We start from the raw sequence: 26,883 nt of genomic DNA, 5'->3' as shown, positions 1-26,883 counted from the left end.
GGCCGTCCTGATTTGGGGTCCCGCCCGCGAGCGCGGGAAGATCGGGAGATGGACGGGGGTGCGCGGCTTCGCGTCACGGTGCTCGGCGCGTTCGAGGTGACCCGCGGCAGCGAGGTCCTGCCCGTTCCCGGCGAGCGGCTGCGGGGCCTGCTCGTCCGGCTCGCGCTCGCCGGTGGCCACGCGGTCGAACCGGGTGCGCTGGTCGACGCGATCTGGGGCGAGGAGCCGCCGCCCGGTGCCGTCCCGGCCCTGCACGCCCTCGTCACCCGGCTGCGCCGCGCCCTCGCCTCGCCCGACGCGGTCGTGAAGGTCGCGGGCGGGTACCGCTTGGCGGTGGACGCGGCCGACGTGGACGCGGTGCGCTTCGAGCGGCTCGCCGCCGCCGGTCGGGACGGGCTCCGGGCGGGTGATCCGGGGGCCGCCCACGTCGTGCTGGCCGAGGCCGTCGCGCTGTGGGGCCCCCGTCCCGGCGCCGAACCCGCGCTCGTCGCCGCGGTCGCGCCCGGCGTCGCGACGCGGTTGGCGCAGGTCTCGGTCGAGGCGGTCGTCGACCTCGCCGACGCCGAACTGTCGCTGGGGCGGGCCGAGCCTGCCGCCGCCCGGTTGACCGGGTTGTCGGCCGCGCGGGCGACCCACGAGCGGGCAGCGGCGCTGCTGGTGGACGCGCTCACCGCCCTGGGGCGCCAAGCCGAGGCGCTCGCCGAGTACGAGCGGGTCCGCGAGGCCTTGGCCGACACCCTCGGCGCCGATCCCGGCACGGCACTGCGGGAACGCCACCTGCGCCTCCTGCGGTCGGTCCCGGTCAGCAGGCAGAGCGCCCTGCCCGCGTCGCTGACCAGCTTCATCGGCCGTGACGACGACCTCGCCCGCGTCGACGCCCTGCTCACCGCCGGACGTCTGGTCACCGTCCTCGGCCCCGGCGGCGCGGGCAAGACCCGGCTCGCGCTGGAGGCCGCCCGTCGGCGCGAACACCACGAGGACGTCCGGCTCGTGGACCTCGCCCCCGTCGCCGAGCCCGCGAAGATCGCCGCGGCCGTGCTCGCCGCGATCGGGTCGCGGAGCGGCGCGATGCTCGACGCGGGCAAGCGGGTCGAGGGCGACGAGGTGGACGTCCTCGTCGGCGAACTGCGCGGCTCGGACACCCTGCTGCTCGTCGACAACTGCGAGCACCTGGTCGACGCCGTCGCCCACCTGGTCGCGGCGCTGCTGGCCCGCTGCCCCGCGCTGCGCGTGCTCGCCACCAGCCGGGAACCACTGGCGGTCGACGGCGAGGTGCTCCTGCCGCTGGCCCCGCTCGCGCTGCCCGGCGAGGACGACGGCGTCGAGGAGGCAGGCAGGGCGGCCTCGGTGCGGCTGTTCACCGAGCGGGCCGCCGCCGTGCGCCCCGGTTTCGCCGTCGACGACACCACGCTGTCCGACGTGGTCCGCGTGGTGCGCGGCCTGGACGGCCTGCCGCTCGCACTCGAACTGGCCGCCGCCCGGTTGCGGACGCTGTCGCTGCCCGACCTGGCCGACGGGCTCTCCGACCGGTTCCGGCTGCTCAACACCGGCACCCGCACCGCGCCACCCCGGCACCGCACCCTGCGCGCGGTCATCGCCTGGAGCTGGGACCTGCTCAGCGAGCACGAGCGCACCGTCACGGAGCGGATCTCCGTCCTGCCCGGCGGCGTCACGCCCGCCTCGGCCGCCGCCGTCTGCGCGGGTTCCGCCGTGCCCCCGGCCGACGTCCCCGACCTGCTCGCCACCCTCGTCGACCGGTCACTGCTGCGGCTCGCGCCCGACACCGGCCGTCACCGCATGCTCGAGACCATCCGCGAGTACGGCGTCGACCGCTTGACCGGCACCGGCGACCTCGCCACGGCCACCGGCCTGGCCGCCGCCCACTTCACCGGGCTGGTGGCCCGCCAGGACGCCCTGCTCCGCGGCCCCGACCAACTGGCGGCCATGGCGGTCATCGGCGCCGAGCACGACAACGCGCTCGCCGCCCTGCGGCACCTGTGCGCGACCCGTGACGCCCCCGGCGCGACCGCGCTCGCGCTGTCCCTGACCTGGTACTGGCAGATGTCCGGCCGCCAGTCCGACGGCGCCCACCGGATGGGCGAGGTCCTGGCGGTGCCCGGCGGCGAGCCGACGCCCGACCGCGACTGCGCCCGAGCCGTCCACCTGCTCAACCGGGCGGACGCCCTGTCCGGGATCTCCACCGGCGAAGCCGCCGCCGACCGCGCGGAGATGCGCGGACTGGCCGAACGGCTGCTCGCGCACCCGGAGATGCCGGGCCACCACCGCGTGTTCGGCCCGATCCTGCTCTTCCTGCTGGACGAGGAGGCCGCGCTCGCGAGCTTCCGGCTCCTGGCCGACGGCGACGACGTGTGGCTGTCCGGGCTGGCCCACATGTTCCTGGCCGAGATCGCCGAGAACGCGGCGGCGCTCGACCGGGCGCGCACCCACGTGGACGCCTCGCTGGCGTCCTTCCGGCAGGTGGGCGATCGGTGGGGCCAGTCCGCGACCCTGCCGATGCGCGCCCGGCTGCGGCGGTACGACGACCTCGACGGCGCGCTGGCCGACCTGCGCGAGGCTCGCGCGCTGGCGGACGAGTTCGGCGCGCAGAGCCTCGGCGACCAGCTCTACGGCGACCTGCGCTGGATCGACGTGCTCCTGCGGCGCGGCGACACCGACGAGGCCATGACGATGATCGACGCGGCCCGCGCCCGAGCGCGACGCGCGTCCTTGACGGAGATGCTGGCCCTGGTCGACGCCCAGGAGGCCGCGTTCCGGGTGCGGCTGGGCGACCTGGACCGGGCACGTGCCCTGCTCGACCACCCGCACGTCGACACCACGGCCCTCTCGGACCACGCCCGGACGCAGGTCGGCACCGCACGGGCCGCGCTCCGCCTGGCGCTGGGCGACCTGCCCGGCGCGGACGAGGCGCTGCGGGCCGCGCACACGGCCGCGCTCGCCACCCGTGAACTGCCGGTCCTGTCGACGGTGGCGGTGACCGGGGCCGCGCTCGCCGCGGCGCGTGGCCTGCCGCGCAGGTCCGCCGTGCTGCTCGGAGCCGCCGCCCGCCTCCGGGGCGCGCACGACCACACCGACCCACAGGTCCGGGACCTCACCCGCCGAGGTCGGGCCGCACTGGGCGAGGCCGAGTTCGCCGCCGCGTACGCCACGGGCTGGGAGCTGGACGGGGAGGAAGCCGCGACCGCGGCCGACCCGGCGTCAGAGGCGTGCGGTGCCTGACGGCTCCCCACCGGTCGTTTGTTTTGGTCAACACTGAAGCCACGAAGGCGCCGAAGCGGGAGGCCACCGAGCCGCGGTCAGCCGCCCGCCTCCCGTGAGGCGAACAACGTCGTGGCGCGGTCGCGCAGGGCGTGGGCCACGGCGTCGAACCCGGTCTTGACCCAGGCGCCCTGCGCGGCCAGGACCACGTCGGCGAGTCGACCGGTGAAGGTCTCGCGGGTGAGGTAGCGGCAGCGGGCCGGACCCAGCGCGGTGAGCCACTGGTCGCGCACGCCGGTCAGGCCGGGGAAGGTGTCGCCGGTGTCGTAGCGCAGCAGCCGGGGCGGGTCGACGACCCGGACGTACTCGCGGCTGACGAAGGTCCCGCCGCCGCCGTTCGGGTTCGGCAGGGTGAGGTCGATCGGCGAACCGATGACCAGGGTGGTGTCCACCTCGATCGTGTAGGGGTTCCACAGCGGGTAGCGGGCGTAGTCGGTCAGCACGTCCCAGGCGAACGCCGCCGGGACGTCGATCTCGACCGCGACCGACTCGATGACGGGGTTCATGCCGGCATGTGCTCCCCCGCGTTGACGTCCAGCGTCGCGCCGGTGATCTCCGACGCGGCGCGGGACAGCAGGAACAGCACGGCGCCCGTGCACGCCTCGTCGGTCGGGATCCGGCCGAGCGGGTTGCGCGAGGCGATCTCGTCGTAGACGTCCTGCACGGTGACGCCGCGCGCGTCGGCGGTCATCTTGAGGTAGAAGCGCACGCCCGGCCCGTCCAGCCAGCCCAGGACCGCCTGGTTGGCGCGGATGCCGTGCTCACCGAGTTCCGCCGCGAGGTACTGGGTCGCGGTGGCCATGGCCGCCTTCGCGACCGCGTACCCGCCTTCGCCGCGGTTCGGCTTGCGGGTGGCCATCGTGCCGATGGTGACGATCGAGCCCCGCCCCGCCGCCTTCATGTGCGGCACCACCTCGCGGGTGACGCCCAGCGCGCCGTGCAGGATGACGTCCACCGACCGGCGGATCGCCTTCTCCGGCGTGTCCAGCAGGTCGGCGAAACCGGGGTGCCCGAACGCCGAGTTGACCAGGCCGGTGATGGTGCCGAACCGGTCGACGGCGGCCCGCGCGAGCCGGGCGACGTCCTCGGACCTGCGCACGTCGCACAGCACGCTGATCGCTTCGCCGCCCGCCGCCGCGATGTCCTTCTCCGCCTGGGCCATCACGTCGCCGGACCGCGCGGCCATCACCACCTTCGCGCCCTCGGCCGCGGCCCGGACGGCCAGTTTCGACCCCAGGCCGGGGCCCACCCCGGTGATCACCACGACCTCGTCGTCGAGCATCACAGGTACACCTCCGTGTAGAACGCGAACTCCTCGGCCAGTTCCGCCTCGGACAGACCGAAGTCCTGCGGCGTGTAGGAGTGGGACTCGTGCCGTTCCGCTCGGTTGCGGGTCAGGTAGGCCTCGAACGCCGTGTCGTCGGCCGCGTCCGGGTGCGCCCCGAGTTCGCGGAGCACCCGGCGGGCGACCGCCGTGGGCTCGCGGACCGTGTCGGTGAACCTCACGTCCACGAACCGCTCCGGTCGCGCGGCACGCGCCGCCGTGAAGTCCCGCAGCGCCACGGCGAACCGGTTCGACCAGTACGGCCCGAGGCGGAGCGGGTCGACGTCCTCGCTGTGCTGCCGGGAGATCGTCCGCACCATCGAGGCGAACGAGGGCACGGCGCTGACCGGCGACCGGTGCGTCATCACGATCTTGCAGTCGTCGAAGGTGTCCAGCACGGTGTCCACCGCGGTCAGGTGGTGCGGCGACTTGAGCACCCACGGGCGGCTCGCGCGCGCCGGGTTCTGCCACTGCAAGACCTGCAACCACTCGCGCAGCTCGCCGTAGGCCTTGCCCTGGTCGGCCGCGCGCAGCCAGTCGCCGTAGCCGGGAACCCAGTAGAACGTGTCGAAGCTCATCGACACGAACGTCCGGTCCAGCAGGATCACTTCCTCCTCCGGGCCGTCCCACACCACCGAGTGGATGCCGCCGAAGCCGGGCGAGAACTCGGCGAACACCCGCATCCGCTCCTGGGCACGGCGCTTGCGCTCCGGGGCGTCCGGCCCCTCGCCGGGGAACGGGATCGGGTACGCCACCTCCCAGGACAGCGCGGCGGCGAGCTTGGGCGACGCGGCCAGCAACCGGTGCAGCAGCGTCGAACCGGTGCGGGGAAGACCGCAGATCTCGGCCGCGACCCGCACCTCCAGGTCGAGGACCTCCGGGTGCTCGCGTTGCAGCGCGCGCAGCCGCAGCCGGTCGCCCAGCAGCGCGGTCAGCCTGCGCCTGGTCAGCTCCAGGCCGAGGGGCGACAGGGCCGCCTCGGTGTTCAGGCTCGTGACGAGCACGTCCAGCGGTTCGCGGAACCAGTCGTCGCCGAAGTCGTCGAGGCCGGTCTTGGCCGCGGCCTTGGCGAGCAGCTCGTCGACGTCCAGGGTGGCGGTCACCGCCGTCACCCCACCCTGGCCGTGAGCGAGTCCAGCGAGACCACTCGGCTGGTCGGCACCGGGTGGACCGCGGCGCCGAGCCAGCGCAGCAGTGCCGTGCCGGAGCCGTGCTCGCAGGTGTCGATCCAGTTGCCCACGCCGGGATCGCGCTCGGCCACCACGATGGTCAGGCGACCGCTCGGGTCGAGGGTCGCGGTGTGCTTGTTGAGAGTGATCGCGCGGTGGTGGTCGAGGGACTCCATCCACCAGTTGTTCAACTGGAAGTTCCAGTACGGGCAGTCCGGCACGTCGGTCTCGATCACCCACGCCTCGCCGGGCCGCAGCGACCAGTACCCGTGCAGGTAGAAGATCTCCGGGTCGCCGCCCGCCCGCTGGAACATCTCCTGCCCGAAGTCGACCAGCTCGTTGGGCCTGCTCGCGAACGTCTCGGTCCAGTGGGCGAAGGTGGCCGCCGTCCCGTGCACGGACAGCGCCGCGCGCCGGAGCGCCTTGGCGAGGGACTCCGGGGTGAGCGGTGCCGGTTCGGCGGGGCCGTCGACCTGCTCGACGTGCCACGTGCCCGGCGTTTCGGTGGTGCGGTCCAGGAAGGTCTGGCGCACCACCAGACCGGTCGAGTCCGGGGCGAGCGGCAGCCAGTTCCGGCCGCCGGAGTCGGGTTTCTCCGCGCAGGCCAGGATCTCGACCGTGCCGTCGGGTTCGACGACGAGGTCGGCGTCGGACAGCTCGCCGGTGGAGGCCATGGTGCCGTCCTTGGCGTAGCGGTTGGCCTTGGAGCCGATGCTGAAGTACGCGATGGTGCCGCGGGTGCCGGTGATCCGGTAGGTCCGGTCGCCGCGGATGTTCGCCGAGAGGTACACGTTGTCCGGGTTGTCCGCGCCGATCTTGACCAGGTCGAGCTCGTGGAACCGGGGGAAGTCCGGGTCGGCGTTGTCCACGCACGAGTAGAGCATCTCGCGGGTCAGCCTGGTGAGGTAGCGGAAGCCCTCGGCACGGTCCAGTGGGGTGTCCGGGGCCTTCTCGGAGAGGATCACCTGGCCCGCCCGCTCCAGCGCCTGGCAGAACTCCGACCACGTCTGATCCGGCACGCAGACCTCCTATTAGAACGTGTTCTAGTTGAAGATAGCGATTCCGAACATCGTTCACCAGACGTCGAGGCCGCGCAGTCCGGCCACCACCGCGCGCGCCGCTTCCACGGGGGTCAGCGCCGTGGTGTCCAGCCGGACGTCCGGGGACTCCGGTGGCTCGTAGGGTGAATCGATACCGGTGAAGTTGGCCAGCTCGCCCCGCCGCGCCTTGGCGTACAGGCCTTTCGGATCGCGCTGCTCGGCGACCGCGAGCGGGGTGTCGACGAACACCTCGCAGAACTCGCCCTCGGCCACCAGGTCCCTGGCCAGCGCGCGTTCGGTGCGGAACGGCGAGATGAACGAGACCAGCACGATCAGCCCGGCGTCCACCATCAGCGCGGCCACCTCGGCGATGCGGCGGATGTTCTCCACGCGGTCCGCGTCGGTGAACCCCAGGTCCCTGTTCAACCCGTTGCGCACGTTGTCGCCGTCCAACAAGAACGTGTTCCTGCCCTCGGCGTGCAAGATCCTCTCGACCAGGTCCGCGATGGTGGACTTGCCCGACCCGGACAGGCCGGTGAACCAGACCACGCAGGGGCGGTGCCCGTTGCGCTCGGCCCGCGCCCGCTTGTCCACCGTGAGGCGCTGCCTGCGCACGTTCGCCGAGCGGCGCAGCGCGAAGTCGATCATGCCGGCGCCGACGGTGGCGTTGGTCATCCGGTCGAGCACCACGAACGAGCCGAGGTCCCGGTTGACGCGGTAGCGCTCGTACGGAACGGGCACGTCGAAGTGGACGTTGGCGACACCGATCTCGTTGCACCGCAGCACTTTCGCGGGTGCGCGCCTGCGCGAGTCGATCTCGACGCGGTACTTCGGCGGATCGGCGGTGAAGCCGGTCGTGCGGGCGCCGACCTTGGCCAGGTAGTGCCTGCCGGGGAGCAGGTCGTCGTCGGCGAGCCAGACGAGGTGCGCCTGGAACGCGTTCGCCGCCTCCGGCGGGTCGCCCGCCGCCGCCAGCACGTCCCCGCGGCTCACGTCCACCTCGTCGGCGAGCACCACGGTCACCGACGACCCGGTCGGCGCCTCGGCGAGGTCGCCGCCCATGGTGACGATCCGGTCCACACTGGACAGTTGACCGCCGGGCACCACCCGGACCCGGTCACCCGCGCGCAGCCTGCCGCGCAGCACCCGCCCGGAGAAGCCGCGGAAGTCCGCGTCCGGCCGGTTGACCCACTGCACCAGGAACCGGGCCGGGTCGTCCGCGCCGGTGCCGCCGACCTCGACCGACTCCAGCCACCGCAGCAGCGTCTTCCCCTCGTACCAAGGGGTCAGCTCACCGCCGCCGACCACGTTGACGCCGTCCGCCGCGGACATCGGCACGCAGGTCACCTCGTCGAACTCCAGCTCGGTGGCGAACTCGGCGAACTCGGCGCTGATCGAGTCGAACACCTCGCGCGAGTAGCCGACCAGGTCGAGCTTGTTCACCGCGAGCGCGACGTACCGGATTCCCAGCAGCGACACCAGGTGCGCGTGCCTGCGGGTCTGGCTGAGCACGCCTTTGCGCGCGTCGAGCAGGATCACCGCGGCGTCCGCGGTGGACGCGCCGGTGACCATGTTCCGGGTGTACTGCTCGTGCCCCGGCGTGTCCGCCGCGATGAACAAGCGAGCCCCGGTGGCGAAGAAGCGGTAGGCGACGTCGATGGTGATGCCCTGCTCGCGTTCCGCGGCCAGCCCGTCCACGAGCAGCGCGAAGTCCAGTTCGTCGCCGCGGGTGCCGACGCGCCTGGAGTCGACCGCCAGTGCCGCGAGGTGGTCCGAGCAGAGCAGTTTCGACTCGTACAGCAGCCTGCCGATCAGCGTGCTCTTGCCGTCGTCCACGCTGCCGCAGGTGATGAAGCGGAGCAGGTCGTCCATCAGAAGTACCCCTCCTGCTTCTTGCGCTCCATCGACCCGCTCCCGTCGTGGTCGATCACCCGGCCCTGCCGCTCGGAGGTGGTCGCGGTCCGCATCTCCTCGATGACCTCCGGCACGGTCGCCGCGGCGCTGCGCACCGCTCCGGTCAGCGGGTAGCAGCCCAGCGTGCGGAACCGCACCACCTCCCGCGACGGCACCTCGCCGTCGCGCAGCGGCATCCGCCCGTCGTCGACCATGATCAGCGTGCCGTCGCGGTCGACGACCGGGCGTTCGGCCGCGAAGTACAGCGGCACCACGGGGATCCGCTCGCGGTCGACGTAGCGCCAGACGTCCAGCTCGGTCCAGTTGGACAGCGGGAACACCCGGATGCTCTCCCCCGGCGCGACGCGGGCGTTGTAGAGCCGCCACAGCTCAGGGCGCTGGTTCTTCGGGTCCCAGCGGTGCGACGCGGTGCGGAAGGAGAACACCCTCTCCTTGGCGCGGGAAGCTTCCTCGTCCCGGCGCGCGCCGCCGAAGGCCAGGTCGAACCGGTGCTCGTCCAGCGCTTGGCGCAGCCCCTGGGTCTTCCACAGGTCGGTGTGCCGCGCGGAGCCGTGGTCGAACGGGTTGACGCCCAGCGCCACGCACTCCGGGTTGCGGTGCACGATCAGCTCCAGCCCGAGCCGCGCGACCGTCGCGTCCCGGAACTCGATCATCTCCCGGAACTTCCACGTGGTGTCGACGTGCAGCAGCGGGAACGGCGGCCGGGACGGGTGGAACGCCTTGCGCGCCAGGTGGAGCAGCACCGAGCTGTCCTTGCCGATCGAGTACAGCAGCACCGGCCGCTCGCTCTCCGCGACGGCCTCGCGGAAGATGTCGATGCTGTCGGCCTCCAGCCGGGCGAGGTGGTCGAGCGTCACCGGACCACCCCCGCCGCCACGCGGGCGTCGTCCGGCGTTCCACCGCTCCGCACCCGCCAGGAGGTCACCCCGCCCGCTGCCATGGCGGCACCGTAGCAAGGAAACTGGACAACGTTCAATATGAATCTGAACGTTGTTCATTGTAGGCTTCCCCGGTGAGCGCCGAGACCGAGCAGCAGACCACCGCCTGGGGCGACGCGGCGGGCAGGCGCCGCGACATCCTGTCCTCCGCCGAGGTGATCCTCGAGGACGGCGGGTACTCGGGCCTGACCATGCGCGCGATAGCCGTCGGCGCGGGCGTCAGCACCGGGACCGTCTACCAGTACTTCGACGGCAAGGAGGCCGTGTTCGCCGCGCTCATGGCCCGGCGGCTGGACGACCTCCAGCGCACCCTCGCGGAGGTGGACCGGGGCCTGGGCGTCGCCGGGGTCCTCCGGGAGATCGAGCCGCAGGTCACCGAGCTGTGGCGGCGGTTCGGCCGCTCCGCCGCGCAGTGGGAGGCCAAGGTGCTCGCGGGCGGCCCGCGCGGCAAGGGCGCCGCGGGCTCGGTGAAGGTCTACCGCACGACGATCACCCTGCTGGCCACGACGTTGACGGAGGCGGCGCAGGCGTGCGGCCAGACCCTGATCGACGACCCCGCCCTGCCGCACTGGGTGTGGGACTCGCTGATCGGCCTGGCCGACGACCTGCTGCTCCGGGGATCGCGGACCAGCCGCGTCCGGCCCGCCCACCTGATCGCGTTCGCCACGGGTGCGATCGAACGCGGGATCGTGCGGACGGGCGACGCGGAGCCCCTGGGTTAACGGAGCGCGCTGCCTATGCGGCGGGCTTGCACAGCGGACCTTCGACGACCTGCCCGCCGCTGAGCGTCACCCGCAGCACGTTGCTCCCCGCGGGCGACACCACGGAGTCCTCGGCCGACGTCGCGAAGTCCGGGGGCGTGCCGCACAGCTCACCACGGTCGATCTTCACCGCGAACGTGCCGTCGCGCAGCAGCGCGGGCGTCTCGGTGCCGTCCTGCCGCACCACCGAGACCGAGACCACGTCGGCGGAGGCGATCCCGAACTGGATGCTCGTGCCGTCGTGGAAGTTCCACGCGTCGATGTAGTCGAACGGGCGCGCGGCGGTGAGCGTGGCGTAGCCGTGCCTGCCGCGCCCCTCCATGGTGGCCACGTCGGCACCCGTCATGCCGCCGGTCGCCTGACCGGAGACCAGGCAGATCGCCGCGGCCGCGTCGGTGCGGACCACCAGGAACTCCGGCCAGACGGCGCCGTTGTCCGCGGCCGTTCCCGCCTCGATCTTGACGGCCGGCACCCAGTCCCCCGGATCGGGCACGTCGACCCCGGCCGCGATGGTGGCGTCCACGCAGTCCCGCGCGAGCCGCGCGTCAGCCGGGTCGGCCGCGGGGACCACCCGCTCGGACGGCCCGGCCTGGCCGAACACCAGCACGCCCCCGACGACGAGCGTCCCCACGGCGGCCGCGGCCACCAGCGGCAGGACCGGCGACCGGCGACGCCTGCCCGCCAGTGCCTCCGCCACCTCCGGCCTGAGCCGGTTCCACAGGTGTTCTTGCAGTTCGATGGGCATCGGGCGGTTCGTTGGCAGATCCACGTCGTTGTTCATGACCGCTCCTCGGTGGTCGCAGCGTCCAGGGTGGTGTGGTGCAGCAGGGTCCGCAGCCGGCCGCGGGCGCGGGACAGCCGTGAGCGAACGCTCGCCTCGGCCACGCCGAGCACCGCCGCGGCCTCGGCGGTGGGCAGGTCGCCCATCAGGCACAGCTCGACGGCCTCGCGTTCGGCCTTGGGCAGCCGGGCGACGGCGTCGAGCACCTCGCGCAGCCGGTGGTCCGCGTCGACCTTGCCCGCCACGTCGTCGGCGTGGTCCCGCACGGTCCCGCCTCGCGGCACGCGGGACAGCGCCGCCGCGAGCCGCCCACGCCCACGGCGCTCCCGGCGGGCCAGGTTGCCGGTCACGGCGAACAGCCAGGGCCGCACGCTCCGGTTGACCAGCGTCACCTCGCCCAGCCGACGGCACGCGGTGAGGAACGCCGCCGACGTGAGGTCCTCCGCCACCGACCAAGATCCGGTCAACCGGTAGGCGTAGTTCCACACCGCGCCGGAGTGCCGCCGGAACAGCTCCCCGAACGCCTCGACGTCACCGTCCGCGGCCCGCCCCCACAACGCCTGGTCGTCGGCCGGGGGCGACGGCGGGCCGTCCTCCGCACCGACGCTCTCGGGCTCTGCCCGCATGCCCCACTCCCACTCTCGCTCCGCGGTGGTCCTCATACCCTGAAGTCCCCGCAGCCCTCCACGGCGTTGCGTCCACGCCCTCCGACTCCGATTCGTCACGGGAAACCGGGGTGGTTGCATCCTTCGGTGGAACCTGAGATCGCCGCGAACGATCTTCTTGTGAGGCAAGATCACCTATGCCAGGATGAAGTCGGCCCGATTCGACGAAAGCGGACGAACGCATTCATCGACGCCGAGCCGAGAAGCCGGCCCAGTTCCATCGTTCGATTCCCACAATGGAATGAGGACATTCTCCATGAAGCTGAGGACTGCCATCTCCGCGGTACTGCTCACCGCGGGAGCGGCGCTGGGTACAGCGGGTGTCGCCGTGGCCGATTCACCCGTGACCATTCAGCTCTGGGCGAAGCAGGGCAGTTACGGCACGCCGTCCGCCTGCGAGTTGAGCGGTATCGGGGAAGTCGCGGTGGGACACGCCCGCGCTTATTACTGCGAGCAGAACAACAGGCCTCTCGGCACCGTCTGGGATCTCTACCTGGACTACATCTGACCTTTCCCGCCGAGGGTTCTCCAGGGCCCCGCTCCCCCACCTCCCGCTGACCGGGAATCCGCCGCACCGGTGATCGCGCCGGTGCGGCGGACAGGTCTCAGAGAGCGCTCTCTCACCATCGTCGATCTGCGCTACAGTGCTGTCACCCTCAGTGCTGGAGCCTCGACGACGAGGTCATGTGAGTGGCGGGAGGTGGTAGGCGCGTGGCTCTCCCCGCCAACCGGGTCGTGGCCGCTGCCGCGCTCGGCCGCGCCGTGCTGCTGGGCCGGGCCGCGCTCACCCTGACGGCCGCCGGGGTCGGGCTGCGGGTCCTCCCCGATCCTCGGACAGCGCTCGCCGTGCTCGTCGTCGTGGTGGTCACCACGGCCGTGGGGCTCGTGGTCCTCGCCCGCCGTCCCGAGGTGGTGCGGCATCCGGTGCCCGTGGTCTTGGTGGACTCGGTGGTCGTGCTGGGAGTGCTCGTCGCCAGCCGGGGTGGTGTGCCCTTCTTCTGCTTCGCGGCCGGAGCGTGCGCGCTGGGCGGCGTGGTGCTCGGCATGCGCGGGCTGCTGGTCTGGGCACCGCACGTCGCACTCGGTTACTCCGTGGCCGCCCTTCTGCTGCGGACCGGCACGCCGAGCCCGAACGTCGCCGTGTTCGCGCTGGCCTTCCCGCCGGTGGACGTCCTCGCCGGGATCGGCGCCGCCGTCGCCACCGGAGCCCTCGGGCGGTACGTCGACCTCTCCGTGGACGTGGTCGCCTCGGCCCAGCGTTCGGCGGCGGCCTCGGAGCGGGCCCGCCTCGCCCGCGAACTGCACGACTCGGTCGGCAAGACCCTGCGCGGGGTGTCGTTCGCCGCGCTCGCGCTGCCGTCCTCGTTGCGCAGGCACCCCGAACTCGCCGAGCGGTTGGCGAGCACGGTGTCCCAGGGGGCCGTGGCGGCAGCCCGCGAAGCGCGTGAACTGCTGACCGGGCTTCGACTCGACGCCCCGGACCAGGACTTCGCCGCCACGCTGCGGCGGATCTGCGAGAGCTGCGGCGAGTCGTCCGGGATCGCGGTGCGCCTCACCGCCGCACCCGTGGACCCGCCCGCCGACGTGCGCTACGAACTGAGTCGCGTCCTCGACGAGGCCCTGCGCAACGCCGTGCGGCACGGCCGACCCGAGCTGATCACCGTCACCCTCACCCAGACCGACCGGCTCCGCCTGCGCGTGCACGACGACGGCGGCGGCTTCCGCGTGCCCGGCGACCTCTCCGTCCTCACCACCGGGAGCCACTACGGGATCGTGGGCATGGCGGAACGCGCCCGGTACGCGGGCGGTGTGCTGCACGTGACGTCGAAACCCGGTCACGGCACGACGGTCGAGGTGTCGGTGCCCGTCGCCCAGCCGGTCCGGATGGCGTCGTGACCGACGTCCTCGTCGTGGACGACAACCCGATCGTCCGGGCGGCGCTGCGCGGTTTCCTCGACAGCACCGGGTCCGTGCGGGTCGTCGCCGAGGCCGGGGACGGGCGGCAGGCGCTCACCTCCGCGCGGCGGCTGCGCCCCGCCGTGACCCTGCTGGACCACCGCATGCCGATCGCGGACGGGCTGTCGGTGCTCGGCGAGCTGTGCCGGTACACCGCCGTGCTCGTGCTGACCAGCGACGCGGACCCCGACCTCGTGGGCGACATGCTGCGCGGTGGCGCGCGCGGTTACCTGGTGCACGGCGAGTTCGACCCCGACGAGCTGCACCGGGCGGTGCTCGCGGTCGCCCGCGGTCAGGGTTGGCTGTCCGCGCCCGCCGCCGCCGTCGCCGTGTCCGCCGTGCGCGAGCAGGCGGATCGTGAACGGGCCCAGCGCGACCTGCGGGAGTGGCAGCGGCGGGACCGAGTCCGGTTGGGACTGACCCGGCGAGAGGAGGACGTCCTCGGGCTGGTGGCGGAGGGGTTGTCCAACGCGGCCATCGCCCGCAGGCTGGTGCTCACCGAGAAGACGGTGAAGAACCACCTGCACCACGCCTTCACGAAGCTGCGCGTGGGCAACCGCACCGAGGCCGCCCTGCGCTGGACGGGCGAGCGGTAGGCGGGGTGGACCGGGACGGGTCGAGCAGGCGGGCGCTGCGGTGTCTGGGGTGGACGGTGCTCGCCGTCGGGGTGGCGGCGACGGCGGTCCTCGTGCCGCCGTTGATCGTGCCGTCCCCACCGGTGGCGCAACCACCCTCGTCCACCGCTCCCGCTCCCCCATCCGTCGTCACCTCAACGGTTTCGGTCATCCCGACCGCCGTCCCACCCGTGGTCACCCCGTCCGCCGCGGCTCCGCCCGCCCACTCGCCGGAGGCCGATCCACCGCCGCCCGCGACGTCGTCCCAGCCGCTCCCGTTCCGGAGCACCACCGTCCACGCGGCCGATCCGGCGAACCTCCGGTCCGGCGCGCGCGTCATCGAGTGCGCGACCTGTCGCGGTGGCAGCCGGGTGGGCTACATCGGCGGCCCGAACACCCTCGCCGTCCGCGTCGCCGGGGTGGCCACCGCCGGGACCCGAACGCTGACGATCGTCTACGAGACCGAGGAACCGCGGACGCTCATGGTCGCCGTGAACGACGGCGCCGCGCAGAGCAGGCGGCTGACCGGTGCCGCGAGCCTGCTGATCCCGGCGACCACGTCGGTCGAGGTCTTCGTGCCCGCCGGGGACAGTTGGATCAGGTTCTTCAACGACACCGGTTCGGCACCGGACATCAACGAGATCGTGCTGGGCTGAGGCCGGAGATCAGTACCCGCCCGCGGTGTTGCACTGCACCACCTGCACGACGCAGTCCTTCACCCGGTGCCCCAGCGCGTCCTCGTCCCAGGCAAAGAACCCGTCGCCGTGCATCGACGACGCCATTCCCGAGGCCAGCCGGAAACCGTCCACGCTCCCGCTGGTGGGGTAGGAGATGGAGAACGTCACCGCCGGGATCGGCACCGGGAACTGCTCGGTGCACTGGCCGCCCTGACCCCACGCGACGTGGCTCTTGTGGTCCGGGCTGTCCAGGTTCCTGCCGTCCCAGCAGTCGGGGAAGCGCATCGTGAAGTGCAGCGTGCCGCCGTCGCACACCGGCCAGTTGCCGTCCCGGCTCCGGCTCTTCCCCTCCAGGGGCCCACCCGCGCAGTAGAACTGGTTGACCGCGCCGACCGGGGTCGGCACCTGGCGCGCCGCGTCGCCCACGATCATCCGCAGCCCCTGCGGCATCGGGACGGTCTTGGACTTGTCGTTGAGCAGCGATCCGTAGTAGACCACCACCTGCTTGGGTTGAACGGGCTGCTCGTGCTCGAACAGGGTGGGGACCCAGTACGCCGAGTGGTCCTGCAACGGCTGGCAGCTCGACGCGGTGAAGCGCATCAGGTCCTCGAACGTGGTGCGCGCGCCGGTGCCGTCGTTGCCGATGAACGAGTGCAGGTGCGAGGCCCCCGGCTGGCCGGGGAACACGATCGGGTCGTCCGGCGCGGAGTGGCTGTACGCGCAGGTGGCGTTGAACTCGGCGTTCCGGTTCGGGTTCGGCGGCACGGGCCTCGGCGTCATGGCCCGGAACGCGGCCAGTTGCGCGTTCCACTTCGCCTGGTCGACCGGTATCCACGTCCCGGCCGCCATCGTCATCCCGGCGTGCTGGTACCCGTGCTGCGAGACCGCCGCCGTCCCTCCGTTCGGCACCAGCACGAGGCCCAGCACGGCCACCGCGGCGGCCGCGACGGACAACCCGATCCGTCCGGCGGTCACCACCCTGCCGATCCGCCGTACAGCCTGAGAAGGATCTTTCCGGTCACCTGGCACAGCTTCCTCCTTCGCCCGCGGGAAACGGGACCACGAGCCGAAAGGTAGGGCGCGGCACCGCGCGGGTCGTGAGTCGAAAGTCCCAGCCAGCGCACGTCCAGGGCCCAAATCCGGGCGCTCGCGCCGTCACCGCCCGCCGTGGTGCAGCCGGTAGTGCTGGTCGAGGAGGTCACGTCCGTAGTCGTTCCCGTTCGGCGCCCGCACGATGGTGTGGACGTGGAACCGGGCGGGCTCGGGATTGCCGAGGAAGACACCGGGGTGGTTGTCGTACTCGACCAGCAGCACGGGCGAGTGGACGCGGTAGTAGAAGGCGCACTCGTCGTCGTGGCCGCCCCGCCAGGCGAACCTCGTCTTGTCGAGGTGCTCGCGGACCAGCGCCAGGTCGCGTTCGGCCTGGGCGGGCGGCAGGCGGCCGAGGTAGACGCGGACCAGGTCCACCAGACCGTCGAGCTGATCGGCCGTCAGGCTCGCCGCGACGATCCCCTCCGGTGGCAGCACGAGGTTGTCGCCACCCGCCCCGGCGACGTGCCGCCCGTTCCACGGACCGGCCAGCTCCGGCGGCAGGTCCTCCGCGCGCAGCGACGGTCCCATCAGGAACTCCCCCGCGCGGTCGGCGTCCAGGGTGCGGCGGAACGCCAGCGCCACCTCGGTCTCCTCGTCGAACGCCCGCACCCCCTCGAACCGCCCGGTCCCGGTCGTCGGCTCGGCGCCGAGGAACACCGGCGCGAGCACGACCTGCCCGCCGACGAACACGCAGTGCAGGTCCACGTGGTGGCCCATCAACTGCCACCCCCACGGGGAGTCCGCGGAGGGGGTGCCGAACACGGTGAACCAGTAGGCGAACTCGGTGAGGGTGTCCCGGTAGTCGTCGATGAGCTCACCCAGGTTCGCGTTGAGCGCCATGGCCGCCCGCACCTGGGCGTATCCCGCCGGGCTCAGGCTCGCCTCGACGACGGCGAGGGCCCGGTCGCGGTCGGATTCGGCGAGCCGTTCCAGCCGCATCCCCTTGGGGTGCCAGGTCGGGACGGCGTTCGTCCACAAGCGCCACTCGGTGGCGTCCATGGGCAGCGCGCCGACGATCCGCTGGTGCGGCGCGAGCCCGTCGAGGTAGGCCTCGGCCGCCACGACGGCGGCCCTCGGTGCCGTCCCGGCGGCGTCGAGTCGGTAGAGGTCCCGGCGCGGGGTGCCGTCGTCGGTGACGCCGACGTACGGCTCCAGGTGGCGTCGGAAGAGGGCGTCCAGCTCGGACGCCGCTTCCGGCGGGAGCAGGTCGGGGAACAGGTGGGAGTCGGCGATCGGCAGGGTGCCCTTCGCCGTCGGCAGGGGGAAGCGCTGGTCGGTCATGGTGCTCCTGGTGGCGGGCGCGGTGGGCGAGAAACGCCTCAGTACGCCAGGTTGACGTGGGCCCGGTGGTGGTTCCGGGCCTCGACGAGGTCGACGAAGCCGAGCGCGTAGTCCGCGCCGGAGATCGCCCCGCCACCGTCGGGCTGGACGGCGACGTCGTCACCGACCCGGTACTCGCCCAGCCGCTCGCCTGGCGCGAACGAGCCGAACTTCCCGGCCGGGCTCACGAAGACCCAGTCGAGCGTCGGCGGGGTGGCGGGGAGGTCGTCGACGACGAGGGCCGCCACGGTGACGAGTTCGTGGTGGAACTCGGCGGGAGCGTGGCCGAGGTCCTCCACGAAGCGCGGTGCCCCCGCCGCCGGGCGCAGCGACGAGAACCCGCCGACGACGAACAGCGGGACCCCCTCGGCGTCGGCGAGGCGCGCGATCGTGCGGTGGACGTCGCGGAAGGAGTCGGCGAGCGGACCCCGTGGCGCGAGCGCGCCCACCACGACGTCCGCACCGGACACGACCGACGACAGCGCCGCCTCGTCCGTGGCGTCACCCTCGACGTAGTTCACGCCGGGAACGCGCTCGGCGGGCAGCGAGCGGCTGAACGCGGTGACCTCGTGACCTCGCGCGGCGGCCTCCGCGACAATGGCCGACCCCGCGTAGCCGGTGCCGCCAAGAACGGTGATCCTGGACATCGGGTTGCCTCTCTCCCTTGGTTTCCACGAGCCGTGGTCGGCCCGCTTCGGTTACCGTAGGAGAGCAGATCACCATCGGGAAGAAGGCACCTTTTGGTAACCACATCGTCGGCCGCGGCGCTCCGCGGCGACCCGTACGACGCCAACTGCGCGACCCGCCGCATCCTCGACCGCATCGGCGACCGGTGGACCGTCCTCGTCGTCGGTGTCCTCGGCGACGGCGAGGCCCGCTTCTCCGAGATCCGGCGGCGCGTCGACGGCGTCTCGCAGAAGATGCTGACCCAGACCCTCCGCGGCCTCGAACGCGACGGCCTCGTCCGCCGCACGGTCCACCCCACCGTGCCGGTGCGCGTCGAGTACGCGCTCACCGAAGCGGGCCGCACCCTCCTGGAACCGCTGCGGGCGCTCCAGAAGTGGTCGATCGAGCACCTGGGCGACGTGTCGGCGTCGCAGAACGCCTACGACCACGCGGAATGACCCTCCGCTCGGAGGACCAGGCCACCGAGCGGCGGGCGCGTCGGTGGTGAAAGCTCAGCGGTGACACCGTTCCGAGGAAAGCAGGCTCGTCATTCCCACCAAGGAAGTGCAGATCCCCACCGGTGACGGCCAGGCCGACGCCTTCGCCGTCTTCCCCGACGGCGGAGGCCGCCACCCCGGCGTCCTGCTCTACATGGACGCCTTCGGTCTCCGGCCCGTGCTGCGGGAGATGGCCCGCGAACTGGCCGAGCACGGCTACTACGTGCTCGTGCCCAACGTCTACTACCGCCACGGCCCCGCGCCGGTCGTCGAGCTCCCCGACCACATCGGCCAGGACGTGCGGCCCGAGGTGTTCGCCAGGGTGCTGCCGCTGCTCAAGGCGCACACCACGGACCACGCCCTGCGCGACGCCGAGGCCTACCTCGCGTTCCTCACCTCCCAGCCGGAGGTCACCGCGGGCCCGGTCGCCGCCATGGGCTACTGCATGGGCGCCGTCCTCGCGCTGCGCACCGCCGCGGCCCACCCCGAGCAGGTCGCCGCCGTCGCCGGGTTCCACCCCGGCCAACTGGTCACCGAGGCGCCCGACAGCCCGCACCGCCTCGTCCCGCACCTCGCCGCCAGTGTCCACATCGGACTCGCCGAGAACGACATGACACCGGAGACGATCGCCGAGCTGAACCGGGCGCTCGACAGCGCGGGTGTCGACCACACGTGCGAGGTCTACCCCGATTCGGTCCACGGCTTCACCATGGCCGACACCGACGCCTTCAACGCCGACGCGCTGCGCCGCCACTGGGACCGCCTGCTCCCGCTCCTCGACCGCGCGCTGACCACCGGCTGAGGCCGCGCCGTCCGGCTCTGCCGTCCCCTGTGGTGGGTACCCACGACAGGGGGCGGCGCGTGTCCCCGCTCGGGGTGAAAGTGGTGGTGACCAAGGAGGACCACCGCCCGAAAGGGCGCGGAGGGAGTACCGGGATGTCCGAGAAGAAGATCATCGCCGTGGTGGGCGCCACCGGGGCGCAGGGCGGGGGCCTGGCACGGGCGGTCCTGGCCGACCCCGACGGGCCGTTCGCCCTGCGAGCGCTCACCAGGAACCCCGACTCGGCCGCGGCGCGCGACCTCGCCGCCCGCGGCGCCGAGGTCGTCCAGGCGGACCTGGACGACGAGTCCAGCATCCGCAAGGCTTTCAACGGAGCCCACGGCGCGTTCGTGGTCACGAACTTCTGGGCGCCGCGCACGCCGGAGGAGGAAGCAGCGAGCACGCGCGCCGAGATGGAGTTCCGCCAGGCCTCCACCGCGGCGCGGGCCGCGAAGGACGCGGGCCTTCGGCACGTCGTGTGGTCCACCCTGGAGGACACCCGACCGCACTTCGCCCGGCTGGGCAGCGACGTTCCGGACCTGTTCGGCGGGTACAAGGTGCCGCACTTCGACGCGAAGGGCGAGGCGAACGCGGTGTTCACCGACCTCGGCGTGCCCACCACGTTCCTCCAGACCACGTTCTACTACGAGGCGTTCGTCGTCGGCGGCCAGGGCCCGCGCCGGGACGAGCGGGGCGGGCTGGCGCTGACCATCCCGATGGCCGACGCCCGGATGTCGCTCATCGCGGCCGAGGACATCGGCCGCACCGCGCTCGGGATCCTCCGTCGCGGTGCCGAGTTCGTCGGGCGGACGGTCAGCATCGCGGGCACGCACGCGACCGGCGTCGAACTCGCCGCGACGTTCACCGCCGTGCTCGGCGAGGAGGTCGTCTACCGGCCCGTCACCCACGCCGAGGCCCGCGCGGCCGGGTACCCCGGCGCGGAGGAGATCGCCAACACCTTCCAGTTCTTCACCGAGGCGTCCGAGTACTTCACCGGCGCGCGGGACCTTGACGTGGTCCGAGGACTGAACCCCGACCTCGAACCCCTGGACGCGTGGCTGGCCGCGCACAAGGACGAGATCCCGCTGGGCTGACGGCGTCGTGCGGGGCTTCACAGGACGAGCACGAGCTTGCCACCCGCCCGGCGGGACCGGCTGAGCGCCGCCGCCTCCTGGATCCCGTCGAGCGGGAAGGTGCGGGCGATCGACACGACCAGGACCCCTTCACCCGCCAGTCGGGCGACCGCGTCCATCAGGTCGTAGCGGATCTCGGTGGTGGTCCGGACGCCCAGGTCGGTCGCGGCGGCGAAGTCCGAGACGGTGAGGACCCGGTCCGGGTCGCCGGTCAGCCCGACCAGGGTCGGCAGCGCACCGCCCGCCGGGCTGACCTGGTCGGCGCGGTCGATCCGGCCGCCGGTCGGGGCCGCGTCGAGGGCGCGGTCGACCCGGCCTCCGGCCAGCGCGGTGACGCGGTCGGCCATGCCCTCGCCGTAACCGGTCACCGCGGCGCCGATCTCCTCCAGCGCGCCTGCCCGCGCTGGTCCGGCCGTGGCGATCACCCGGACGCCCCGGTGCAGCGCGAGGCGCACCGCCGCCTCGCCCACCGTGCTGCCCGCGCCGTGGACGAGCAGGAGTTCTCCCGGCTGGACACCGAGGTCGTCGAGCGCGCGCCACGCCGTCTCGGCGGCCATCGGCAGCGCGGCGGCCTGCTCGAAGGTGACGCCCTCGGGAACGTGCGCCCAGGCCGCCATCAGCGCGTACTCGGCGGCCCCCGCCGTGGGGCCGTCGAAGGTCGCGGGCCCGAACACCCGGTCGCCGACCTCGACGCCGGTGACGCCCTCACCGAGCGCGTCGACGGTGCCCGCGACCTCCAGGCCGAGCCCGCGCGGCAGCGGCGGCAACCGGTCGGCGAAGAGGCCGTCGACGACCACCCAGTCGGCCGGGTTCACCCCGCACGCCCGCACCGCGATCCGGATCAGGCCCGGTCCCGGCTCCGGCCGCGGGACCTCGCGGAGCACGATCACGTCCGGGGAGCCGAACCGGTCGAACTGAAGAGCCTTCACAACGACCTCCCAGTGATGACAGCATCTGTTGTCATCAACCGTAGCACCGCGATGACAGCCCCTGCTGTCATATCCTGGCGGGCATGCCGAGATGGGAATCCGACGCGCAGGGCCGTCTCGAACGCGCCGCTCTCGACCTGTTCGAGAGCCAGGGGTTCGAGCGGACCTCGGTCGCGCAGATCGCCCGCGCCGCCGGTCTGACCGAGCGCTCCTTCTACCGCTACTTCCCCGACAAGCGGGAGGTCCTCTTCGCGGGTGACGAACTCGAAGCCCACCTCGTCGCCGGGGTCGAGGCGGCCGATCCGGGCCTCACGCCGTTCGAGGCGCTGCTGACCGCTCTGGGGACCGCCGACGAGATCTTCCGCCCGCGCGACTTCCTGCTGCGCCGCGTCGCGGTGGTCGCCGCCAACCCGGCGTTGGCCGAGCGGGACCTGATCAAGCTCGCCGACATCGCCGACGCCCTGACAGGGGCGCTGGAACGCCGCGGCGTCGAGCCCGGCGAGGCGCGCTTCACCATCGACGTGGCGATAGCGGTCTCCCGGCGCGCCACGTCCCGCTGGCTGGCCGACCCGGACGCGGCACTGGCCGACCTCATCGTCCAGGCCGCCGACGAACTGCGCCGGGCGGTCGCGCCGACCCGCTGAGCCCGCGTGCCGTCAGTACACGTCCGTGGCGTAGCGCCCCTGCGCTCGCAGCCCCTCCAGCCACCCGCTGCCCTCGTCCGCGCCGATCCGCCGCAGCGTCTCCTCGACGGCCGCTCCCATGCCCGCGGCGTCGCCGCAGACGTACACGTGCGCGCCGGCGCGGACCAGGGCCCGCACGCGGTCGCGCTGGTCCCACAACCGGTGCTGGACGTGGCGGACGCCGTCGTCGGCCATCCGGGAGTACGCGCGGTGCACCTCGAGGCGGCCGGCCGCCACGTGCTCGGTGAACTCGTCGGCGTAGAGGTCGTCCCAGTCCGGGTGCCGGCAGCCGAAGAACAGCACCGTCGGTCCGGCCGCCGCGGCGGCCACCCGCGACTGGATGAACCCGCGGAACGGGGCGATGCCCGTGCCCGCGGCGATCATGACGACCGGGGTGCCGGCGTCGACGGGCGGCCGGAACGCCTCCGGGGGTGAGGTGACGGTGGCGACGACGCGGTCACCGGGCCGCACGCGCCGCAGGTAGCCCGACGCGGTGCCGTGGACCACGCCGGACGCGGCGGGCACCTCCAGGACCGACACGGTCAGGGCCGCGTGGTCCCGCACCTCGGCGGCGGAGCTGATCGAGTACAACCGCGGCCGTGGCGCGGGCAGCAGTTCGAGGGCGAGGGCGAGGTCCACCCGGCACGACGGGAACGCCTCCAGCAGGTCGACCAGCGCGGGCCCGCGGTGCGGCTCCTGGTCGGCGGCGAGCCGTTCGAGCTCCGCTCGTTCGGGCGGGCAGCCGGTGGTGCGCGCCAACCGCCCCACCACGCCCGGCGAAGCGGGAGCAGCCAGGTCGACGTACCGGGTCAGCAGTTCGTCCACGCGCAGCGCACGCCCGATCGGCACGAGCCCCAGCGGCGCGCTCGACTCCACGGTGTACCCGCGGTCCGCGCGGGTGCCCAGCCGGGCGATCATCCTGGCGACCACGCCGGGGTCGTTGTGCGGCAGCACCGAGAGGTAGTCGCCGGTTCGGTACCGCACGCCGTCGGGCAGGCGGATCTCCAGGTGGCGCTTCGACCCTTCCCCCGCGCCGCGCACGAGTTCGCGGTTCTCCAGCACGACCGCGATCGCGCCGCTGTCCTCGGGCTCGCCGACCGCTTCGACGAGGCGGAACCGGGGACCGGTCCGGGTGACGTCCTCGACCTGGTACTCCTCGGCCAGCAGCGGCCACAGCGTCCCGCTCCAGCGCTCCCAGTCCCCGAAGAAGTCCGTGCGGGCGTCGATCGCGCCCCGGTCGCGGAGCGGACGTGCCCCGGCGGCCCGCAGCGCCTCGTCGACGATCGTGGGGACGCGCTGGTAGGTGGCCGCCCAGTCCAGGCTCCCGCAGCCGAGCACGAGGTAGTCGACCCCGCTCAGGTCGGGTTCGGCCGTGGTGAGCCAGGTGACGAACCGCCGCGCGTTGTCCGGCGGGGTCCCGTTGTAGGAGGCGGTGACGATCACGACCGGCCCGGTCGTGGGCAGACGCCCGGTGTGGTCGTCCAGCGGCGCGGTGGTCGTCTTCCAGCCCCGCAGCTCCCCGTCGGCGGCGATGGTCCGCGCCAGGCTCTCGCTGCTCCCCCCGTTGGAGCCGTACAGCACCAGCAGCGGGGTCCCGTGCCCCGGAACGGGGTCGACGACCGTGTCCACAGTGGACGGTTTTGCCTCCCGCGGCCGTACGGGGGTGCGCGGCGTGGCACGGATGGCGAAGTCCTTGGGCTTGATCGACAGGGTCTCCTGGACGACCAGTTCGTAGCCGGGGTCGGCGAACTCGATGTCGAAGCGCTGCAACATCATGGCCAGCACCAGGGTCGCCTCCTGGAGCGCGAACGGCCTGCCGATGCACGCGCGGGCGCCGTGGCCGAACGGCAGCCACGCGTACTCGGGGATCTCGGCCATCCGCTCGGGGGCGAAGCGGTCCGGGTCGAACACCTCGGCGGCCTCCCAGACGGCCGGGTCGTGATGCAGCATCGGGAGCATGATCAGCACGTCCTCGCCCTGCCGCACGACGTGCCCGCCGAGCGTGGTGTCCTCGCTGGGCGTGAGCGCGATGGCGGGCGCGGTCGGGTGCAGCCGCAGCGTTTCGCGCAGGACCTGGCCGAGGTACCCGAGGCGGGACAGGTCGTCGAAGCCGGGCGTGCGCGCGCCGAGCGCGTCGTCGACGGCCTGCCGGGCCCGGCGCAGCACGTCGGGGTGGGCGAGCAGTTCGTAGGTGACGAACGAGAGCAGGCCGGAGGTCGTCTCGTGCCCGGCGATCAGGAAGGTCGCGAGCTGGTACTGGACGTTCTCCTCGGGCAGCCCCGCCCCGGTGACGGGGTCGACCGCGGTGAGCATGCGCTCCAGCAGGTCGTCGGGGCGCGCGTGCGCGGGTAGCGCTTTCCGCTCCGCGACGATCTCCTCGGTGATCCGGCGCATGAGGGCGATGTCGTCCCGGTACCGGCGATTGGTCTTGAACAGCAGCGGTTGCACGCCGGGCAGCCGTTCGCCGCGCGCGCCCGCCTCGACGAGGCTGCGGACCATCGCACCGACGAACGGGTGCAGGTCCTCGCTGTAGAAGGAGTTCAGCCGCACGTCGAAGGCGCACAGGGCGAGGGTGTCCAACGTCAGGCGCGTCATGTCGTCGGGCACGTCGACGCGGGCGCCGGACCCGAAGCGCTCCCAGCGGGTGAACATCTGGTCGGCGATGTCGAGCATCGCCGGGAAGTAGTCCCTCATCGCGACCGCGCTGAAGGCGGGCATGAGCAGCCGGTGGGCGACCGCCCAGTTCGGCTCGTGGTTGTGTGCGGTGAACAGGCCGTCCCCGGCGAAGGCCCGCACCTCCGCGAGGGTCGCGTGCACCGACTTGGTCCACAGTGGACTGGAGCACATCTCCGCGACCAGCGCGTGACCGGCGACGAAGACCACCCGCTCGCCGCCCGTCGACAGCGCGAAGATCGGGCCGTACCTGCCGTGGTTCTCCCTGGCGAAGTCGATGTTCCTCGTCTCGTCCGACCCGCTCATCATCTCGGCCAGGCTGCCCACCAGCAGCGGCAGCGCCTTCGGACCCGGCATCACGGCGTCGGCCCGCGCCGGTGGAGTGGCTGTGGACATGGGGATTCCCTTCTCCCGACGTGCCGCGAGGCGGACGGCCCGTGACCGTCGACGCGCCCCGCTCCCCTCCGAAACTAATGTTGGCCATGTGACCAAGTCAAGCGACTTGGTCACATGGCCAAGTCGACTGGCCAACCTGCTAGGTTGACCGCATGGTCTCGGCGCCGGTGGACAAGACGACGAAGAAGCACATCGACGCGGACACGCGCCGTCGGATGCTGGTGGCCGCGGCACTGCGCGTGATGAAGCGCGAGGGCATCGCCGCGGCGACCACGCGGGCGATCTGCGCGGAGGCGGGCATGCCCCACGGCGCCTTCCACTACTGCTTCCGCTCGAAGCAGGAGCTGTACGCCGCCCTGCTGGCGACCGACATCAACATCACCCTGGACGTGGAGTGGCCCGCCGTCGACCCGCGCGCCGAACCGGTCGAGAACCTGCGAACGCTGCTGCGCTCCTGGTGGTCGGCGGTGGAAACCGACCCGGAGGCCCAACTGGTCCTGTCCGAACTGGTCAACCTCGCGCTGCGGGACCCGGAACTGGGCGAGCTGCCCGCCTGGGGCCACCGCACGTACCTGGACAAGGCCGTGTCCCGTGTGGACCACTTCGCGGCCGAGGCGCGCCTGCACCTGACGATCGACACGCGCGCCTTCGCCGAGATGGTCGTCGCCGCGCTCGGCGGGGTCATCGATTCCTGGCTCTCCCACCGGGACGCGACCACCGCCGTGGAGACCCTGGACGGCTTCGCGGGCCTCTTCGCCACGCTGACCCGACCCGTCCCCGACGACCGGGATCACCCTCCGGGCTGACCCGCCGTCCACCCTGGGTCGGACGCGGTGCCCTCCCGCAGGACCTAGGTTGTGCACGTGGAAAGAGCGACACCGGACTGGCCGGCCGCGATCGGACGCCAGTGGCCACTCGTGTGCGGCCTGCTTTTCCTCTTCTGCTACGAGTTCGTCCTGGCGGACCCGGTCTTCTCCAGCGCCGCGGCCAAGGTCGCGCAGTTCCCCGCCGCCGCCGCGCTGTTCGTGATCGTCGTGCTGGCGCCGCGCAGGCCGTTCGCCGCCGCGCTCGTCGCCGCGGCGGCCGTGGTGGTCAGCTCGGTGGCGGTCGGGATCGGCGACCTGCCGGTGCTGCCGACGTTCATCAGCAAGCTGCTCGTCACCGAGATCGCGGCGCTGCTGGCGCTGATCGCGATCCTGGTCCACCGGGAGTCGACGTCGCGGGCCGCGATCGGCGTGACCGCGATCGTGGCGGCGTCCGCGTCGACCTGGTGGCTCCGGCCCGACTTCCAGGCCGAGTTCGGCGGCGTCACCTACTCCTACGACCCCAACCTGAGGATCAGCCTCGAAGTGGGCGGCGCCCTGCTGCTCGTCTCGATCGGCGCCAGCCTGTACCTCCGGCTCCGCAACGAGAAGCGCAGGCGGTCGGTCGAGGCGGAGGTGCTGGCGGCGCAGCACGCCGAGCGGATGGCGTTGGCCCGTGAGTTGCACGACGTGGTGGCGCACTACGTGACGAGCATCGTGGTGCACTCGCAGGCCGCGGAGGCGGTGCTGGAGCTC

Annotated in this window: 25 protein-coding genes; 12 read left to right on the top strand and 13 right to left on the bottom strand. The window is 72.8% G+C overall.

The annotated features are described in order from the left end of the window. Window positions 1-48 precede the first annotated feature (48 nt). The gene (locus tag NZH93_RS42500; protein ID WP_259629009.1) at window positions 49-3,237 is read left to right on the top strand and encodes an ATP-binding protein; all 3,189 of its coding nucleotides are present in this window, start codon (window positions 49-51) and stop codon (window positions 3,235-3,237) included. Window positions 3,238-3,314: 77 nt separating this feature from the next. On the opposite strand, the gene NZH93_RS42495 is transcribed toward NZH93_RS42500, so the two are convergent. Genes NZH93_RS42495 through cysD form a run of 6 tightly spaced genes read right to left on the bottom strand, consistent with a single transcriptional unit; the run spans window position 3,315 to window position 9,580 of the window. Further along, window positions 3,315-3,782, bottom strand: coding sequence for an SRPBCC domain-containing protein (locus NZH93_RS42495; RefSeq protein ID WP_259629008.1), 468 nt, complete (start codon window positions 3,780-3,782; stop codon window positions 3,315-3,317). Further along, complete coding sequence (locus NZH93_RS42490) at window positions 3,779-4,558, bottom strand: SDR family oxidoreductase (RefSeq protein ID WP_259629007.1); 780 nt, start codon at window positions 4,556-4,558, stop codon at window positions 3,779-3,781. The genes NZH93_RS42495 and NZH93_RS42490 overlap by 4 nt, the downstream gene beginning before the upstream one ends. Continuing rightward, entirely contained in the window at window positions 4,558-5,703 is a 1,146-nt protein-coding gene (locus NZH93_RS42485) for a sulfotransferase family protein (protein WP_259629006.1), read from the bottom strand. The genes NZH93_RS42490 and NZH93_RS42485 overlap by 1 nt, the downstream gene beginning before the upstream one ends. Window positions 5,704-5,708: 5 nt before the next feature. Next, on the bottom strand, window positions 5,709-6,788 hold the full coding sequence (locus tag NZH93_RS42480) for a DUF1214 domain-containing protein (RefSeq protein WP_259629005.1): 1,080 nt from the start codon (window positions 6,786-6,788) through the stop codon (window positions 5,709-5,711). A 54-nt stretch (window positions 6,789-6,842) separates the two neighbouring features. Beyond that, on the bottom strand, window positions 6,843-8,681 hold the full coding sequence (gene cysC, locus NZH93_RS42475; RefSeq protein WP_259629004.1) for an adenylyl-sulfate kinase: 1,839 nt from the start codon (window positions 8,679-8,681) through the stop codon (window positions 6,843-6,845). Beyond that, window positions 8,681-9,580, bottom strand: coding sequence for a sulfate adenylyltransferase subunit CysD (gene cysD / locus NZH93_RS42470; RefSeq protein WP_259629003.1), 900 nt, complete (start codon window positions 9,578-9,580; stop codon window positions 8,681-8,683). The genes cysC and cysD overlap by 1 nt, the downstream gene beginning before the upstream one ends. Window positions 9,581-9,735: 155 nt before the next feature. On the opposite strand from cysD, the gene NZH93_RS42465 reads away from it, so the two are divergent. After that, entirely contained in the window at window positions 9,736-10,383 is a 648-nt protein-coding gene (locus NZH93_RS42465) for a TetR/AcrR family transcriptional regulator (protein ID WP_259629002.1), read from the top strand. Between the two features lie 13 nt (window positions 10,384-10,396). On the opposite strand, the gene NZH93_RS42460 is transcribed toward NZH93_RS42465, so the two are convergent. Beyond that, window positions 10,397-11,203 carry a hypothetical protein gene (locus tag NZH93_RS42460; protein WP_259629001.1) on the bottom strand — a complete coding sequence of 269 codons (807 nt, stop codon included), beginning with the start codon at window positions 11,201-11,203 and terminating at the stop codon, window positions 10,397-10,399. Then, the gene (locus NZH93_RS42455) at window positions 11,200-11,829 is read right to left on the bottom strand and encodes an RNA polymerase sigma factor (protein WP_259629000.1); all 630 of its coding nucleotides are present in this window, start codon (window positions 11,827-11,829) and stop codon (window positions 11,200-11,202) included. The genes NZH93_RS42460 and NZH93_RS42455 overlap by 4 nt, the downstream gene beginning before the upstream one ends. A 295-nt stretch (window positions 11,830-12,124) precedes the next feature. On the opposite strand from NZH93_RS42455, the gene NZH93_RS42450 reads away from it, so the two are divergent. From NZH93_RS42450 to NZH93_RS42435, 4 genes are all read left to right on the top strand, one after another. Next, a complete protein-coding gene (locus NZH93_RS42450) occupies window positions 12,125-12,376 on the top strand; it encodes a hypothetical protein (protein WP_259628999.1) in 252 nt (83 codons plus the stop codon). Between the two features lie 203 nt (window positions 12,377-12,579). Continuing rightward, a complete protein-coding gene (locus NZH93_RS42445) occupies window positions 12,580-13,764 on the top strand; it encodes a sensor histidine kinase (protein WP_259628998.1) in 1,185 nt (394 codons plus the stop codon). Next, a complete protein-coding gene (locus tag NZH93_RS51070) occupies window positions 13,761-14,420 on the top strand; it encodes a response regulator (protein WP_259628997.1) in 660 nt (219 codons plus the stop codon). The genes NZH93_RS42445 and NZH93_RS51070 overlap by 4 nt, the downstream gene beginning before the upstream one ends. Window positions 14,421-14,425: 5 nt before the next feature. Then, entirely contained in the window at window positions 14,426-15,094 is a 669-nt protein-coding gene (locus tag NZH93_RS42435; RefSeq protein WP_259628996.1) for a carbohydrate-binding protein, read from the top strand. 9 nt (window positions 15,095-15,103) lie between these two features. Here the strand turns inward: NZH93_RS42435 and NZH93_RS42430 are convergent, their stop codons facing one another. The 3 genes from NZH93_RS42430 to NZH93_RS42420 all read right to left on the bottom strand — a co-directional run bounded on the left by NZH93_RS42430 (window position 15,104) and on the right by NZH93_RS42420 (window position 18,174). Beyond that, window positions 15,104-16,090, bottom strand: coding sequence for a DUF1996 domain-containing protein (locus tag NZH93_RS42430; RefSeq protein WP_259628995.1), 987 nt, complete (start codon window positions 16,088-16,090; stop codon window positions 15,104-15,106). Window positions 16,091-16,270: 180 nt separating this feature from the next. Next, entirely contained in the window at window positions 16,271-17,488 is a 1,218-nt protein-coding gene (locus tag NZH93_RS42425) for a DUF3500 domain-containing protein (RefSeq protein ID WP_259628994.1), read from the bottom strand. A 38-nt stretch (window positions 17,489-17,526) separates the two neighbouring features. Continuing rightward, window positions 17,527-18,174: an NAD(P)-dependent oxidoreductase gene (locus tag NZH93_RS42420; RefSeq protein ID WP_259628993.1), complete on the bottom strand. Its 648-nt coding sequence runs from the start codon at window positions 18,172-18,174 to the stop codon at window positions 17,527-17,529. 93 nt (window positions 18,175-18,267) lie between these two features. Here NZH93_RS42420 and NZH93_RS42415 point away from each other — a divergent pair, with 93 nt between their 5' ends. The 3 genes from NZH93_RS42415 to NZH93_RS42405 all read left to right on the top strand — a co-directional run bounded on the left by NZH93_RS42415 (window position 18,268) and on the right by NZH93_RS42405 (window position 20,604). After that, a complete protein-coding gene (locus NZH93_RS42415) occupies window positions 18,268-18,651 on the top strand; it encodes a winged helix-turn-helix transcriptional regulator (RefSeq protein ID WP_259628992.1) in 384 nt (127 codons plus the stop codon). A 91-nt stretch (window positions 18,652-18,742) separates the two neighbouring features. Next, window positions 18,743-19,492 (top strand): dienelactone hydrolase family protein, encoded by a 750-nt coding sequence (locus tag NZH93_RS42410; protein WP_259629055.1) that lies wholly within the window; start codon window positions 18,743-18,745, stop codon window positions 19,490-19,492. Between the two features lie 134 nt (window positions 19,493-19,626). Continuing rightward, on the top strand, window positions 19,627-20,604 hold the full coding sequence (locus NZH93_RS42405) for an NmrA/HSCARG family protein (protein WP_259628991.1): 978 nt from the start codon (window positions 19,627-19,629) through the stop codon (window positions 20,602-20,604). Window positions 20,605-20,621: 17 nt separating this feature from the next. Here NZH93_RS42405 and NZH93_RS42400 read toward each other — a convergent pair whose 3' ends face one another. Beyond that, window positions 20,622-21,572, bottom strand: a complete 951-nt coding sequence (locus NZH93_RS42400) for an NADP-dependent oxidoreductase (protein ID WP_259628990.1) — start codon at window positions 21,570-21,572, stop codon at window positions 20,622-20,624. An 83-nt stretch (window positions 21,573-21,655) separates the two neighbouring features. On the opposite strand from NZH93_RS42400, the gene NZH93_RS42395 reads away from it, so the two are divergent. Beyond that, on the top strand, window positions 21,656-22,216 hold the full coding sequence (locus NZH93_RS42395; RefSeq protein WP_259628989.1) for a TetR/AcrR family transcriptional regulator: 561 nt from the start codon (window positions 21,656-21,658) through the stop codon (window positions 22,214-22,216). 12 nt (window positions 22,217-22,228) lie between these two features. Here the strand turns inward: NZH93_RS42395 and NZH93_RS42390 are convergent, their stop codons facing one another. After that, complete coding sequence (locus tag NZH93_RS42390; protein WP_259628988.1) at window positions 22,229-25,324, bottom strand: bifunctional cytochrome P450/NADPH--P450 reductase; 3,096 nt, start codon at window positions 25,322-25,324, stop codon at window positions 22,229-22,231. 152 nt (window positions 25,325-25,476) lie between these two features. Between NZH93_RS42390 and NZH93_RS42385 the strand changes: the two genes are divergently transcribed. Further along, window positions 25,477-26,130 carry a TetR/AcrR family transcriptional regulator gene (locus NZH93_RS42385; RefSeq protein ID WP_259628987.1) on the top strand — a complete coding sequence of 218 codons (654 nt, stop codon included), beginning with the start codon at window positions 25,477-25,479 and terminating at the stop codon, window positions 26,128-26,130. 57 nt (window positions 26,131-26,187) lie between these two features. Next, a partial coding sequence (locus tag NZH93_RS51065) for a histidine kinase (protein WP_259628986.1) occupies window positions 26,188-26,883 on the top strand: 696 nt, incomplete at its 3' end.

The sequence above is a fragment of the Umezawaea endophytica genome, from assembly GCF_025061645.1.
Lineage (GTDB): Bacteria > Actinomycetota > Actinomycetes > Mycobacteriales > Pseudonocardiaceae > Umezawaea > Umezawaea endophytica.
This window is presented reverse-complemented; position numbering and strand designations above follow the sequence as displayed.

Bases quoted from the DNA above. Each gene is read 5' to 3' on its own strand.
- NZH93_RS42500 (WP_259629009.1), top strand. From the start codon at position 49: ATGGACGGGGGTGCGCGGCTTCGCGTCACGGTGCTCGGCGCGTTCGAG.
- NZH93_RS42495 (WP_259629008.1), bottom strand. From the start codon at position 3,782: ATGAACCCCGTCATCGAGTCGGTCGCGGTCGAGATCGACGTCCCGGCG.
- NZH93_RS42490 (WP_259629007.1), bottom strand. From the start codon at position 4,558: ATGCTCGACGACGAGGTCGTGGTGATCACCGGGGTGGGCCCCGGCCTG.
- cysC (WP_259629004.1), bottom strand. From the start codon at position 8,681: ATGGACGACCTGCTCCGCTTCATCACCTGCGGCAGCGTGGACGACGGC.
- NZH93_RS42460 (WP_259629001.1), bottom strand. From the start codon at position 11,203: ATGAACAACGACGTGGATCTGCCAACGAACCGCCCGATGCCCATCGAA.
- NZH93_RS42455 (WP_259629000.1), bottom strand. From the start codon at position 11,829: ATGCGGGCAGAGCCCGAGAGCGTCGGTGCGGAGGACGGCCCGCCGTCG.
- NZH93_RS42450 (WP_259628999.1), top strand. From the start codon at position 12,125: ATGAAGCTGAGGACTGCCATCTCCGCGGTACTGCTCACCGCGGGAGCG.
- NZH93_RS42425 (WP_259628994.1), bottom strand. From the start codon at position 17,488: ATGACCGACCAGCGCTTCCCCCTGCCGACGGCGAAGGGCACCCTGCCG.
- NZH93_RS42420 (WP_259628993.1), bottom strand. From the start codon at position 18,174: ATGTCCAGGATCACCGTTCTTGGCGGCACCGGCTACGCGGGGTCGGCC.
- NZH93_RS42405 (WP_259628991.1), top strand. From the start codon at position 19,627: ATGTCCGAGAAGAAGATCATCGCCGTGGTGGGCGCCACCGGGGCGCAG.
- NZH93_RS42395 (WP_259628989.1), top strand. From the start codon at position 21,656: ATGCCGAGATGGGAATCCGACGCGCAGGGCCGTCTCGAACGCGCCGCT.
- NZH93_RS42390 (WP_259628988.1), bottom strand. From the start codon at position 25,324: ATGTCCACAGCCACTCCACCGGCGCGGGCCGACGCCGTGATGCCGGGT.
- NZH93_RS42385 (WP_259628987.1), top strand. From the start codon at position 25,477: ATGGTCTCGGCGCCGGTGGACAAGACGACGAAGAAGCACATCGACGCG.